The following is a 12,075-nucleotide window of genomic DNA, read 5'->3' on the forward strand; positions in this document are numbered from 1 at the left end:
CCCACAACTTGCTCCGCCAGGAGCCTGAGCACGGTCACTGACCCGTCCAGGGGTGGTTGCGGGACGGCCGGTTCCGGTCACCGGCTCCGCTCCGTGTCTCGCTGCTGGACGTCGCGGACGACGTGTTCGATCCAATCGATGGCCAGGACCGGGTGGTGAAGGGTCCAGGGGCGGGAGTGCCGGCCTCGTTGGACGGTCCGGGCACCGTCGGAGCCGGTTTCGACGCGGTGGAGGTGGCCACGCTGGTGCAGGACAGCCAGCCAGGAGTCCGCCTCGGTCCAGGTGGCCGGGGTGGTGCGCATGGTGGGGTGCTCCCATTCGCTGGTGGTTCGGGTGCGTGACCGGCCGGGGTGACGTGATCGGTCACCCCGGCGGTCAGGGGTCGGTCAGCTCCGGTCAGCGGTGACCGGCTGACCGTGCTGTTCGCGAAGCTGGGCCATCAGCTGGGTCAGGGTGTCGCTGGACAGAGGGATCTGCTGACCCCGGATCGCCTGGGCGACCACCTTGCGGGTCAGCTTGTCCTCCTCCCTGACCGCCTGCCGGGCGATCCTCAACAGGTCCTCGGTGTCCAGGTCGGGGTGGCGGTCACCGTCCCGGTCGGTGACCGGCGGGGCGGTGACCAGCGGCTTGACCGGCGGTCGGTCAGTGACCGGCCGGTCGGTGTCCGGCTGACTGCCCAGGTCAGCAGGCTTGCTCAGGCTGACCGAGCCGACCGGGGCCGGCTGCGGGTCCGGCATCGCGGCGGTGACCGGGTTGCCGACCGGCTGACCGGAGGCGCGGTGACCGGCGCCGTCCTGACCGGCGGTCAGCGCCACCGGTCGCCCGGTCAGTGCGACCCCCTCGGCGGTGACCGGGCCGGGGTCAGGGGTGACCTGACCGGAGTCGACCTCGACCGGTCGGTCACCGTGACCGTCCCGGTAAGCGGGGCTGACCGGTCCGCGGGCGATGAGGGATGTAGAGATGGACGGCACCGGCCAGAGCGAGCGGGGCGATGGTGGACAACACCGCGACCACCGTGTCACCCAGCCGAAGCCCCGTGGCGTTCTGCTCGTTCAGCCGGACGGCGTGAAGGGCGTTGGCCCACAGGCTCGTCCCGGTGGCCGCGCCGAAGAGCGCCCACACGTAGATCCGGGCCCGCAGCGGCGCGGTGCGCAGGACCAGCAGGGCGCGTACCCCGTAGGCGATGAAGCCGTCGACGATGACGGGGAAGAGGTACGTGAGGAAGCCCCTCACGTGGATGGCGACGGCCATCTGCTGCAGCGCGTCGTAGGAGAGCGCGCACCCGGCTGCGCCGAGGGCGATGACGACGGCCCGGTCCCAGCCGGTGACGTGCGGGGCCGTCGGGGCAGTCGCGCTCACGCGGCCGTCCCGAAGTCGTCGCGGCCGAGCTGGTCGTTGCTGTCACCGGTCCTGGCGGTGTGGGCGGCGTCCTCGGCGATCTGCCGGTGCCGGATCGCGCGGCGGATCTCGCGGTAGAGCTTGAGGGCATGCTCGTCGGTGATCTTGAGGAGCCGGGCGAGGCGTTCGACCGGGATGTCCTGGCGGTAGCCGGCGAGGACCACCGCTCGGCGCTCGGCCTTGGTGAGGTGGATGTCGCGCCCGGCGAGGGTGGCGTTGACCCGGCTGTGGTCGAGGCGTTCGGCGATCCTGGTGTGCAGGGGTTCGCGTTCCTCCTGGGTGAGGCCGCCTCGGACGCCGTGGGTGTCGCCGACTTCGAGGGCGGCGTCCAGGCAGGCGCGGGCAACGGGGCACTGGGCGCACAGTGCCTTGGCGGTGGCGATCCTGTCGGTGTCCTCCGGCCCGGGGAAGAAGGTCTCGGGGTCGACGGGGTTGTACTCGGTCGGGTGGCAGACGGCCTGGTCCTGCCAGGTGTGGTCGCCGAGCGAGCGGTGGCGGACCGGGGTGGTCGACGTGGCGGTGGTGGTCATGCGGGGTGGCTCCGATCGCTCTCCGCCCGCGGGGCGGTGTCGGCGGAGAGGTGTGCTGGGTCGGTGAAGGTGTGCGGCTCGCCGGGGCGGCCGGGGCGGCGGCCGTTCAGGCGGCGCGCTGGAGGCGTCTGCGGTCGACCGGCTCGAACTCGACCCGGGTGGTCATCTGGGCGAGCCGGGAGGTGACGCGGTCACCGAGGTAGGCCTTGAGGTCCCTGATCTGCAGATTCGTGGTGATCAGAGTGGGCAGGCAGTGGTTGTAGCGGCGGTTGATCAGCCGGTAGGTCTGCTCTTCGACGAACTCGGAGCTCTTGGCGGCGCCGAGGTCGTCGAGGATCAGCAGCGGCACCCGGCTGTAGGCGGCGAGCACCCGCTCGGCGTCGGTGTCGGAGCTCGGCCGGAGTTCGGCGTAGAGGTCGGCGGCGGTGGTCGCCCGCCAGCGCACGCCGATGCCGGCCTGCACCAGCACTCTCACCGCGCCGTACGCCTGGTGGGTCTTGCCGGTGCCGGTCACCCCGGCCATCAGCAGGCTCGGGCCGGTGGTCAGCTGCCGTCGGGCTCCCGTGCTCGGGGCGACGGCCTGAGCGGCGACCTGCCGGGTCCAGGCGAGGACCAGCGGGTGATCGGCCGCCGCGTCGCGGTAGCGCGGCGGCAGCCCGGCGGACAGGGCCTGCTCCGTCGAGAAGGGTTCCGCCTCGTCCGGGAGGGCGTCGACCGTGGCCCGGTCGATGCCCCGGGCGGCGAGGATCCCGGCCATCCGGTCGAGGATCGTCGGGCCGTCGGCGAGCGTCTGCGGGTCGCGGTGGGTGCGCATCACAGCTCCTCGGCGTAGGCGGTGACGGCGTCGACCGGGTTGGTCCACGCCTGGTGGGCTGGCACGTTAGGCCGCGATCCCGGCCGCGCCAAACCGGTGCCTCGTGCGTTCATGGCGTCGTTGACCAGGCTCGGCAGCCGGGACGGGTGGCCCTGGATTTCGGCGAACCGCCGTAGCCCGGCACGGAGGTGCTCGACCGCGATGCCTTCGTCCAGCAGGGCCTTGACGACCTTGCCGAGGTGGCCGAGCACGCTGCCCGGTGGGCGCTGGGCGCAGGTGGCGACGTACTCGCCGACGAGCTGGTTCGCCGAGACGGTGTCCGCGTCGGGCGCTTTCCGCCCCGTAGGGGAAGAAGATCCAGGATCCAAGATCCTGGATCCAGGCGCCGAGGGCTCCGGGAGGTCTCGGCGAACCTTCGGAGAGCCTTCGCCGAATGCCGTCTGACCTGTGGTTTTCCGGGGAGCAGGAACCAGCTCGGGGTCGGCGCCGATCGCCGGTTCTGCCGCTTCGGGGGCGGCGGGATCCGGCTGCGCCGCAGGAGCCCGGAGGGGCCCGCAGGTCTGGTCGAGGGCTGCTGGAGCGTTCGCCGGGGCTTCGGCGAACACTCGGGGAGCGCTCGCGGCATCCTCGGCCACGACTCCCGGGGTGTCGGCGAGGGCGGCCCGCTGGATGCAGGGGCCCTTGCAGACGCCGCACCGCTCCGGCTCGCAGTGCGGGCACGCAGGTAGCCGGGACAAGCTGGGCTTGTCGATCTTCTGGTGGTTGCGCCAGGTCGGGTAGTGGAAGTACCGGCGGCCGTCGCAGCCGGTGTACCGGCAGATGGCGTCGACGGAGGCAAGCTGCCGAAGGTGCTCCTCGACGTCCGTGCGGCTCATTTCGTCGCGCAGCGGCCAGATGAGGCCGTAGACCACCGCCGCGTTGTCACGGTGTCTGCCGTGGTCGTCGGCGTGGTTGGTCATGCCGAGGAAGGTGAGCACCGCGGGGATGGACACCTCACCTCTGCGAGCGTCTCGCTCACCCAGGTCTCCGGCTTGATGGAGCGTATCCGCGCCATGTCAGCGGCCCCGGACCGGCGCGTGGTTGGCGGCGGTGAGCTGCCCGGTGGTGAGGTCCAGGATGTGCGGCCGGGTCCAGTCGGCGGCCGGGTGCGCCCGGAGAACCCAACGCGCGACGACCCTTCGGGCGACGGGGCTCAGCCGGACGGGACGGCCGACGGCATCGGTCGCGCGGGCGTACGCGTGGGGCCACTGCGTTGCCGGATCGGTGAAGCCGACGATGACCGCGGCAGCGCCCGGGACCATGTCCGCGAGCTTGGCGGCGAGGCGCGGACCTGCGTCGGTAGGCGGGCAGGCCAGGGTTCCGCTGGGTATGGCGGGCATGCGATACTCCGTGCTTCGTAGGAGCGCGCGCAACGGTCCTCGTGCGAAGAAGTCCCGCTGCGCGCGTGGCAGTGAATCGACGCCCTCCGGGGCGCCGGGCCCGGCGTCCAGGAGTTGGTAGCTCCAGGACGCCGGTCTCATTTCAGGGCGCGGACGGCCGGCCCTCAGACCGGCCCGCCCTCTTCGTCCGCGGGCGGCGTTCGCGGCGGGAGCAGAACCATAGGGGCACCGCGGGCCACAGATCCAGCCCGTTCCCGAGCGGTGGACGCTGCTGGCGAGCGGGGCCCGCATGCTCTCACCCGTGGTGATTCCACCGACGCCTCGCCGACCTGTCGACGACCGGACGCGCAATCGCCACCCAGGCTGAGTTCGTACTGAAACTTCATTATGTGATCCTCCATCACGTAGGCCACGGAAGATCGTGGCGCGAGGACGACATTAAGGATCGACCCGGATATCGGTCAATGAATTCCAGGCATCTACGCGAGTAGGAGCGACGTCTTTTCGGAGACTGAGAAACGATCTTGAACGCCCCACTCGACAACGCTCCGCTAGCAGAACCATCCAGCCCAGCATGGCTATGACCTTGACTTCTCGCCGTAAGCAAGCAGCCGACTTCGACCACGAAGCGTGACGTGACGAGTACCACTCGAAATCATCTACTTGTTCGTACACCTATATGCGCTGCTGAAGCGGCATTCCTTCGGCAGGCATATTCACTGCCCGAGGCCACTGGCAAAGGGGCCTCGCCAAGAAGTAGGCATGCAATATTTAGGGTTGAACAAGATGCGCGCAATAGCCGTGCGGGAGTTCGGCGGCCCCGAGGTACTGGAGCTGACCGAGATGCCCGAGCCGGACGACCGCCCCGGCCACCTCCGACTCCGCACCCGGCTGGCCGGCGTCAACTACGCCGACATCCATCTGCGCGAAGGCACCTATCCGGCTCCCATGCCCGCCCCGTTCATTCCGGGCAACGAGGTCCTGGGCACAGCCGAGGACGGGCGCCGCTACGTCGCCCTCGGCCGCGGCGGCGGCTACGCCGAGACGACAGTCGTCCACCGAAGACTCGCCTTCGAGGTACCGGACGGCGTCGCCGACCACGACGCCGTCGCGCTCACGCTTCAGGGCAACACCGCCTGGCACCTGCTCTTCACCGACCTGCGGGTGACGGCCGAGGACACCCTCCTGGTCCCGGCCGCCGCCGGCGGTGTCGGCTCGCTCACCGTCCAGCTCGCCAAGCGCACCGGCGCGAAGGTCGTCGCCATGGCCTCCAGCGAGGAGAAGCGCCGCACCGCCGTCGACCTGGGCGCGGACGCCACCGTCGACTCCTCCACCACCGAAGCCCTCACCGAGCGGATCCTCGACGCCGCGGGCGGCCCCGTCAGCGCAGCACTGGAGATGACCGGCGGCGACGTCTTCCACGCCACCCTCGCCGCGCTGAGCCCGCGCGGCCGGATGTCCGTCTTCGGAGCCGTCACGGGGTCGGAGGGCCTCGTGCCCATCACCAGCCTGCTCGCCGCCTCGAAGGCCGTCAGCGGCTTCTGGCTCCCCAACCTCTACCCGACGCGCACGCACCTCAAGGACTCGATGGCCGCGTTGTTCGCGGCGGTCGCCGAGGGTTGGCTCAAGCCGCTCAACGGCCCGGCCTACAAGCTCGGCCAGGCCCGCCAGGCCCATCACGACCTCGCGGCCCGTCTCACCGCCGGCAAGGTCGTCCTCGACGTCGACCGCTGACCGCTGACCGCTGACCGGCAACCCACCCTCACACCTCGCGCACCCGCCCCCGGCGGGTTACCGCGAGACGCCGCTCTCGCGCCGCCGCGCGGCGCAACAACTCCCCGGAACCGCTCATGAAGACCACCACCGCGCCCGCGATCGGCACCGTGCCCGGGCAGCACCCGAGCAACGCGCCGAGCAAGCCGCCGTCCTCGCTCGCGGCCCGCGCCTTCGCCGTCCAGCAGGCCTTCACCCGCCTCACCGGCGACGTGCACCCGCTCCGCGCCATCGCCGGCGCCGCCGGCCTGGACGACGCCACCACCCACCGGATCCTGCAGACCGGCGTCGGCGACGGCGTCTTCGAACAGGTCGGCCGGGGCCGCTACCGGCTGGGCACCAGCACCGCCCGCGCCGGCGTCCAGGCCATGGCCCACTCCCCCGGCGCCGCGTCCACACACAGCGTTCTCGAACGTCTCCATCGGGCCACCGGCGGCCTTGCGCTGCTCTACGTCCTCGCCCCGTTCGGCGGCGCGAAGCGCCTGTGCACCGACTATGTCATCGGCGACATGGACCCCGCCGAGGTCGGCATGTCCGCGGAGGACGTCGTCTCCGTCTCGCGCTCCCTGCGCACCGGGGCCTCCGGACGGGTCATCCTCGCCCACCTGCCCCGGTCCATCCAGGACCTCGTCCTCGCCGAAGAAGTACCGCCCACGGCCGGACCGGGCGTCATCCGCGACAACGACGCGCTCGCCGCCACCCTCGACGAGATCCGCCGACTCGGCTTCGGAGTCGGCCGCCAGGAGTGCATGCCCGGCTGGGACTCCGTAGCCGCCCCGGTCCACTGGCACGACTCCATCATGGGCGCCGTCCTCATGCTCAAGCGCTCCACCGAAATGCCGACCGACCTGCGCCCGCTGATCTTCCACACGCTCAAGGCCGCCGAAAGCATCAGCGAGTTGACCACCAGCCCGGTCGCGGCCGCCATCTGAATCCGGTTCGCAACGAGCCTGCCGCGCTGTCACCTGGCGCACCACCAGGTGACAGCGCGCGCCGGCGCCACATCGTCACCTAGCCTGGGGCGATGGATCTGAGGACTGCCCACCGGACGGCCGAATCCCTGCTCGCGGATCTCCCTTCGCGCTGGGCACACTCCCGTCGGGTCCTTGAGCAGGCCCAACGTCTCGCGCCGGTACTCGGGGCGGACGCCGAGGTCCTCGCGGTCGCCGCGGTCCTCCACGATGTCGGTTACGCATCCACCGCGGTCGACACCGGCCAGCACATGATCGACGGCGCCCGACACCTGAGTCGGCTCGGGGTGGATCCGGAGGTCTGCTCGCTCGTCGCCTTCCACTCCTCGTCGGAGTGGGAGGCTGCCGAACTCGGCTTGTCGGCCGAGCTCGCGGCGTTCCGTCGGCCGTCGTCGGAACTCTTGGATGCGATCACCTACTGCGACCTCACCAGCGGCCCCGGCGGCGCCGCGGTCGACCCCGTCTCCCGGCTCGATGAGGTGCTGCAGCGGTACGGCCCGGACCACGTCGTCCACCGAGCCGTCTTCGCAGCCCGGCCGGCCCTGCTGGGCATGGTCGAACGCGTGGAGAAGCGGCTTACCGGGTGCGGGCAGTCCTGATCAACCGATGTGCGGAGCCGCCTCGTTCCGGAATCCGTGGGCGAGCCGCAGCCGAGTGGTCGGAGCGATGTCCAACGCCTCCAGTTCCGCGCGCGCCGCCCACCGGACCTCGAAGGACTCGGAGCTCGCGCTCAGTTCACCACCGACCGGCCGTGCCCGAAAGCACAGGGAGAACTCCTGACGGACCTCTCCGTCGGAGAACTCGATCACATGGCCCGGGTCGCTGTAGGTGCCGACGAGGCCGGTGACCTCGACCTCGATCCCTGTCTCCTCCCGCACCTCGCGCACGACTGCGCCGGGCAGGTTCTCCCCGATCTCAAGAACACCCCCCGGCATGCCCCAGCGGCCATTGTCCGAACGCCGCTCCAGAAGGAGTTCGCCGCGGTCGTTCACCACGAAGGCGGTGACAGCGGGAACGATCCGCCGAGCCTCCGGGGCGCCCGGGTCGTCGAAGTAGTCGGTACGGCTCACGGTGCCTGCCTTGGTAGGGGAAGAGCGCTCGCCCAGACCTTTTCGAAGCTCTGCTGATAGGTCAAGACCAGCTGGGCTCCGGCAACCCGTCTCAGGTGGAGCACCGGGGCCAACGGGGCACTCACGCCGTAGACCTGGGTGTTGACGAGCATCTCGTCGTCGAACCTGTACAGGGAATTGTGCAGCGTGGAGCAGTGGGAGCGGAACTCGATTCCGGGTGTGCCGTAGAGCGGGCGGTAGAGTTTCATGACCTCGCGCACCTTGTACGCCACCCCCTCACCGATCTCTTCCTCCTCACCCCTCCGCGCGATTTCCGGGCTGTCCGGGTCCCCCAGCAGCATACGGACGCGAACTCCCGACCGCGCCCGATCGGTGAGCGTCCGATGCCATCGGGGGTTCTCCGCGAGGTGCACACCGGCATGGACGAGGACCCCGATCTCGGTGGTGGCCCGCTCGGCGAACTGCAGCCACAAGTCCGGAGGCACGGAGGAACGGTGAGGGTAGACGTGGACGATCTCGGCGTCGGCCTCGTCCTGGCGCTGGATCTCGGACTTCGCGTCCGGCCAGAGGTAGTCCTCGTCGATCTGCAGCTTGGCCGCCGCCGCTTGCCTGTGCCGCCGGTAAGGTTCGCGGTTCTTGAGGATCCAGCGTTCGACGGTCTTGGCGTCCACGCCGCAGTGCTCCGCCAGCTCCCCCTCGGTCACTCCGCGGATGACCAGGGCGGACCGAAGGCGTTCGTTCGCCATTGCGCTCCCGGATGGGACGTCTTGGGACGTACTGAGGCCACTGGACGATACCGAGGACGTCCCAAGACGTCCAGCTCAGACCTGATCATGTCCCACTGGCTCCCGGCATCCTGATGCTCCACCAGCTCGGACTGACGCGTCGGCTCCAGCTGATCTCGCCGGCTCATCCGTGGAGACCTGCCATGAAATCGCCTGCTCTGAGCACCACCGCTGTCGCGCCGAGCAGCGCCGCCCGAACGGACTCCGGAGGCACCAGGCCGCGAAACCGCGACGCCCGGCCCGACGGCATGAGATCTCTGCCCGAAGCGGCCTGGCTGGCCGGCAACGTCTTGGGTGTCCTGCTGATGGGCCTGCTCATCGACCACCAGCCGAACGCCGCAGAGGAGCATACGCCGCTCCTCTCCTCGAGTACCCCCGATGCCCCGCCGGCCTGATCGCCTCCCCGAGGACGGCCTCGATCACCAGGCTCTCCTCCGCCTCAGCTCGTCCACGGCGAAGCTCTCGCATCCACACCGGCATGACCCGTCTGTGCAGTGTTGACCCGCATTCCGGGCCCGTCACGGACGTGCGACGACCGGACTCACTCCGACCTCTGACTGCGGAGGACTACGAGGAAGACGTATGGAGATGACTGAACTCACTCCCCCGCGACACGCGGTGGTGATCGCCTCCGGTGGGCTGGACAGCACCACCGTCGCCTACTGGCTCGCCGACGGCGGCAGCAGGCTCACGCTGCTCTCCTTCGACTACGGGCAGCGGCACCGGAAGGAACTCGACTTCGCCCGGCGGAGCGCCGGCCTTCTCGGCGCACGCCACGAGATCGTCGACCTGAGCGGACTCGGCCGCCTGCGGTCGGGCTCCGCGCTGACGAACCCGGCGATCGCGGTGCCCGACGGCCACTACACCGCCGAGAGCATGCGCAGCACCGTGGTGCCGAACCGGAACGCGATCATGCTCTCGATCGCCGTGGCCGCGGCGGTCGCCACGGATGCGGACGCGGTGGCCTTCGGTGCCCACGCCGGCGACCACGCCATCTATCCGGACTGCCGCACCGAGTTCTTCGACCTGTTCGCCGAGACGGCGCGGATCGGCAACGAGGGGTTGCTCCCCGAGGGCTTCCGGCTGCTGGCTCCGTTCATCGACCAGACGAAGGCCGACATCGTCTCGGTCGGCCGACAGGTCGGTGTGCCGTTCGCGGACACCTGGTCCTGCTACCGCGGCGGCGAGCTGCACTGCGGCACGTGCGGAACGTGTACCGAGCGGATCGAGGCGTTCGTGCTCGCCGAGGTCGAGGACCCGACCGAGTACGCCATCACACCCACTGGGGCGGCCCGATGAAAGGGACCGGTATGTCCGGCCGGTACCGGATCGGGAAGGCGTTCCGGTTCGAGGCGGCCCACTTCCTGCCCGGTCTGCCGACGGGGCACCAGTGCTCACGGCTGCACGGCCACTCCTACACGGTCGAGTTCGTCCTCACCGCCGACCGGCTGGTGGTGCCCGGGTTCGTCACGGACTTCGGCGATCTCGCCCCGGTGAAGCAGATGATCGACAGCACCCTCGACCACCGGCTGCTGAACGACGCCCTGCCGGTCACGCCGACGTCGGAGAACGTCGCTGCCTGGCTGGCCGGCTGGTTCGCGGAGCACGTGGAACCGTCGTTGCCGGGTCGGCTGGTGTCGGTGCGGGTGTCGGAGACGCAGAGCAGCTGGGCCGAGTTCGTGCTGGAGGAGCGGTGAGCCTGTCGGGAGGTGATGCCGGCTTCGGCAAAGGCCTGCTGGTGGCGGAGTGCTTCGGTCCGACGTTCCAGGGGGAAGGACCGAGCGCCGGGCAGCAGTCCTTGTTCGTCCGGCTGTCGCGGTGCAACCTCCACTGCCCCGGATGCGACACCCCGCAGACCTGGGACTGGACCCGATTCAACCCGCGTGAGGTGTCCACACGGCACAGCGTCGAGGACCTGGCGGCGTGGGTGATGGCCCGCACGCCCAGGCTGGTGGTGGTCACCGGGGGTGAGCCGCTGCTCCAGCAGTCCCAGCTCGTCGGCCTGGTCCAGCTGCTGTCCGGACGCCGAGTGGAGGTGGAGACGAACGGCACCGTCGTCCCGCAGCCGGAGCTGATCGAGTCGGCCGCGGCATTCAACGTGTCGCCGAAGCTGGAGGCTTTCGCCGGTCCCAGGGACCGGCGGATCGTCCCGGAAGCACTGTCGGCGTTCGCTGCCTGTGGCAGGGCCCGGTTCAAGTTCGTCGTCCGCGAGGCCGCCCAGCTCGACGAGGTGGCCGCCCTGGTGGCGAGGTTCTCGCTTCCCAACGTCTGGATCATGCCGGAGGGAACGAGCAGCGAAGCGGTCCTCGGCGGAATGCGGGAGCTGGCCGACGAGGTCCTGGAGCGGGGCTGGAACCTCACCCCGCGGCTGCACACGCTGCTCTGGGAGGACGAACGTGACCGGTGAGGACAGCAAAGAACCTGGACGGCGCGGTCGTTCCAGCTCCCCGGGGCCGCGCGTGTTGGGTAGCGGCCAAGCAATCGGTGTGGAGGGGAGCGGGATCCTGCATGCCGTCCAGGCACCACCTACTATAACCAACTCCCTTCCTCCGCGCGCCCATTCGCTGATGTCGTTCCTCGTCGATCCCCGGCATCTCAAAACCGCCGCGCGGGCGTGCATGCGCCGGGCCGGCGCGCCGGGTGCCGATGGAATGAGCTGGGCACAGTTCCGGCAGGGCATGGACGGCCGACTGGAAGCGCTGGCCGAACAGCTGCGAACGGGCTCCTGGACTCCCGGTCCGCTGCGGGAGGTGGGGATCACCGCCTACACCGGCAAGGAGTTCCGCTCGGTGATCCCGACGGTGGGCGACCGGATCGTCCAGCGCGCGATGCGGGGCGCGATCGAACCGGTACTGGAGCAACGGGCGTTCGCCGATTGGGTCTCGGGCTACCGGGCCGGTCGGAACCGGATCACCGCACTGCGCGACTCCGAGCAGCACCTGCGCGAGGGCTACCGCTGGGTGGCGGACGTGGACGTGCGGAGGGTGTCGGAGGGGTCGAACGCGACCGAGGTCACCGACTGGCTGGCCGAGCACGTGGCCGATGGCTCCTTCCTGCGCTTGTTCGAGCGGGTACTGGAGTCCTTGCCCTGTCCGCTGGTCCCGGGCACCGCTCTCGCGCCCCTGCTGATCAACCTGCGCCTGTCGCGCGCCGACGCCCGCCTCGCCGACCATCGAACGGTGCGGTTCGCGGACAACTACTGCGTCTTCTGCGAAGGCGCCGAGCAGGCTGCCGAGGCGATCGAGGCCGTCACCGGGGCGTTGGCGCGCTGCGGTCTGCGGCCGAACCTCACGAAGTCGAAGGTCTGGGCCGGCGTGAACGCCGAAGACCTGTTCCTGATCGCCGGATGAGCGGG

At 70.3% G+C, this 12,075-nt stretch carries 15 protein-coding genes and 1 pseudogene; 8 read left to right on the forward strand and 8 right to left on the reverse strand.

Annotated elements, in window-relative coordinates:
- Window positions 1–77: 77 nt before the first annotated feature.
- From PUR61_RS24485 to PUR61_RS24510, 6 genes and pseudogenes are all read right to left on the reverse strand, one after another.
- Window positions 78–302: a hypothetical protein gene (locus PUR61_RS24485; RefSeq protein WP_329881529.1), complete on the reverse strand. Its 225-nt coding sequence runs from the start codon at window positions 300–302 to the stop codon at window positions 78–80.
- 84 nt (window positions 303–386) lie between these two features.
- Window positions 387–1,359, reverse strand: a pseudogene (locus PUR61_RS24490) (DUF2637 domain-containing protein).
- Window positions 1,356–1,928: a WhiB family transcriptional regulator gene (locus PUR61_RS24495; protein ID WP_329881530.1), complete on the reverse strand. Its 573-nt coding sequence runs from the start codon at window positions 1,926–1,928 to the stop codon at window positions 1,356–1,358. Before PUR61_RS24495 ends, PUR61_RS24490 begins: the two are co-directional and overlap by 4 nt.
- Before the next feature lie 106 nt (window positions 1,929–2,034).
- Window positions 2,035–2,742, reverse strand: coding sequence for an ATP-binding protein (locus PUR61_RS24500; protein WP_329881531.1), 708 nt, complete (start codon window positions 2,740–2,742; stop codon window positions 2,035–2,037).
- On the reverse strand, window positions 2,742–3,734 hold the full coding sequence (locus tag PUR61_RS24505; protein WP_329881532.1) for a hypothetical protein: 993 nt from the start codon (window positions 3,732–3,734) through the stop codon (window positions 2,742–2,744). Before PUR61_RS24505 ends, PUR61_RS24500 begins: the two co-directional genes overlap by 1 nt.
- Before the next feature lie 63 nt (window positions 3,735–3,797).
- A complete protein-coding gene (locus PUR61_RS24510) occupies window positions 3,798–4,121 on the reverse strand; it encodes a transcriptional regulator (RefSeq protein ID WP_329881533.1) in 324 nt (107 codons plus the stop codon).
- Window positions 4,122–4,907: 786 nt separating this feature from the next.
- On the opposite strand from PUR61_RS24510, the gene PUR61_RS24515 reads away from it, so the two are divergent.
- From PUR61_RS24515 to PUR61_RS24525, 3 genes are all read left to right on the forward strand, one after another.
- Window positions 4,908–5,855 carry a quinone oxidoreductase family protein gene (locus PUR61_RS24515; protein WP_329881534.1) on the forward strand — a complete coding sequence of 316 codons (948 nt, stop codon included), beginning with the start codon at window positions 4,908–4,910 and terminating at the stop codon, window positions 5,853–5,855.
- A gap of 116 nt (window positions 5,856–5,971) precedes the next feature.
- The gene (locus tag PUR61_RS24520; protein WP_329881535.1) at window positions 5,972–6,826 is read left to right on the forward strand and encodes an IclR family transcriptional regulator; all 855 of its coding nucleotides are present in this window, start codon (window positions 5,972–5,974) and stop codon (window positions 6,824–6,826) included.
- A gap of 92 nt (window positions 6,827–6,918) precedes the next feature.
- Window positions 6,919–7,464: an HD domain-containing protein gene (locus PUR61_RS24525; protein WP_329881536.1), complete on the forward strand. Its 546-nt coding sequence runs from the start codon at window positions 6,919–6,921 to the stop codon at window positions 7,462–7,464.
- Here PUR61_RS24525 and PUR61_RS24530 read toward each other — a convergent pair whose 3' ends face one another.
- Together PUR61_RS24530 and PUR61_RS24535 are read right to left on the reverse strand one after the other, a co-directional pair.
- Window positions 7,465–7,935 (reverse strand): NUDIX domain-containing protein, encoded by a 471-nt coding sequence (locus tag PUR61_RS24530; RefSeq protein WP_329881537.1) that lies wholly within the window; start codon window positions 7,933–7,935, stop codon window positions 7,465–7,467.
- On the reverse strand, window positions 7,932–8,681 hold the full coding sequence (locus PUR61_RS24535; protein WP_329881538.1) for a helix-turn-helix domain-containing protein: 750 nt from the start codon (window positions 8,679–8,681) through the stop codon (window positions 7,932–7,934). Before PUR61_RS24535 ends, PUR61_RS24530 begins: the two co-directional genes overlap by 4 nt.
- 182 nt (window positions 8,682–8,863) lie before the next feature.
- Between PUR61_RS24535 and PUR61_RS24540 the strand changes: the two genes are divergently transcribed.
- From PUR61_RS24540 to PUR61_RS24560, 5 genes are all read left to right on the forward strand, one after another.
- Window positions 8,864–9,115 carry a hypothetical protein gene (locus PUR61_RS24540; protein WP_329881539.1) on the forward strand — a complete coding sequence of 84 codons (252 nt, stop codon included), beginning with the start codon at window positions 8,864–8,866 and terminating at the stop codon, window positions 9,113–9,115.
- A 187-nt stretch (window positions 9,116–9,302) separates the two neighbouring features.
- On the forward strand, window positions 9,303–10,019 hold the full coding sequence (queC, locus tag PUR61_RS24545; RefSeq protein ID WP_329881540.1) for a 7-cyano-7-deazaguanine synthase QueC: 717 nt from the start codon (window positions 9,303–9,305) through the stop codon (window positions 10,017–10,019).
- A gap of 11 nt (window positions 10,020–10,030) precedes the next feature.
- A complete protein-coding gene (locus tag PUR61_RS24550) occupies window positions 10,031–10,417 on the forward strand; it encodes a 6-pyruvoyl trahydropterin synthase family protein (protein WP_329881541.1) in 387 nt (128 codons plus the stop codon).
- On the forward strand, window positions 10,414–11,127 hold the full coding sequence (locus PUR61_RS24555; protein ID WP_329881542.1) for a 7-carboxy-7-deazaguanine synthase QueE: 714 nt from the start codon (window positions 10,414–10,416) through the stop codon (window positions 11,125–11,127). The genes PUR61_RS24550 and PUR61_RS24555 overlap by 4 nt, the downstream gene beginning before the upstream one ends.
- A gap of 244 nt (window positions 11,128–11,371) precedes the next feature.
- Window positions 11,372–12,070, forward strand: a complete 699-nt coding sequence (locus PUR61_RS24560) for a reverse transcriptase domain-containing protein (RefSeq protein ID WP_329881543.1) — start codon at window positions 11,372–11,374, stop codon at window positions 12,068–12,070.
- Window positions 12,071–12,075 lie beyond the last annotated feature (5 nt).

Source organism: Streptomyces sp. BE20, assembly GCF_036322525.1.
GTDB lineage: Bacteria > Actinomycetota > Actinomycetes > Streptomycetales > Streptomycetaceae > Kitasatospora.

Coding starts and splice junctions, on each gene's coding strand:
- PUR61_RS24485 (WP_329881529.1), bottom strand. CDS start 302: ATGCGCACCACCCCGGCCACCTGGACCGAGGCGGACTCCTGGCTGGCT.
- PUR61_RS24495 (WP_329881530.1), bottom strand. CDS start 1,928: ATGACCACCACCGCCACGTCGACCACCCCGGTCCGCCACCGCTCGCTC.
- PUR61_RS24500 (WP_329881531.1), bottom strand. CDS start 2,742: ATGCGCACCCACCGCGACCCGCAGACGCTCGCCGACGGCCCGACGATC.
- PUR61_RS24510 (WP_329881533.1), bottom strand. CDS start 4,121: ATGCCCGCCATACCCAGCGGAACCCTGGCCTGCCCGCCTACCGACGCA.
- PUR61_RS24515 (WP_329881534.1), top strand. CDS start 4,908: ATGCGCGCAATAGCCGTGCGGGAGTTCGGCGGCCCCGAGGTACTGGAG.
- PUR61_RS24520 (WP_329881535.1), top strand. CDS start 5,972: ATGAAGACCACCACCGCGCCCGCGATCGGCACCGTGCCCGGGCAGCAC.
- PUR61_RS24525 (WP_329881536.1), top strand. CDS start 6,919: ATGGATCTGAGGACTGCCCACCGGACGGCCGAATCCCTGCTCGCGGAT.
- PUR61_RS24535 (WP_329881538.1), bottom strand. CDS start 8,681: ATGGCGAACGAACGCCTTCGGTCCGCCCTGGTCATCCGCGGAGTGACC.
- PUR61_RS24540 (WP_329881539.1), top strand. CDS start 8,864: ATGAAATCGCCTGCTCTGAGCACCACCGCTGTCGCGCCGAGCAGCGCC.
- queC (WP_329881540.1), top strand. CDS start 9,303: ATGGAGATGACTGAACTCACTCCCCCGCGACACGCGGTGGTGATCGCC.
- PUR61_RS24550 (WP_329881541.1), top strand. CDS start 10,031: ATGTCCGGCCGGTACCGGATCGGGAAGGCGTTCCGGTTCGAGGCGGCC.
- PUR61_RS24560 (WP_329881543.1), top strand. CDS start 11,372: ATGAGCTGGGCACAGTTCCGGCAGGGCATGGACGGCCGACTGGAAGCG.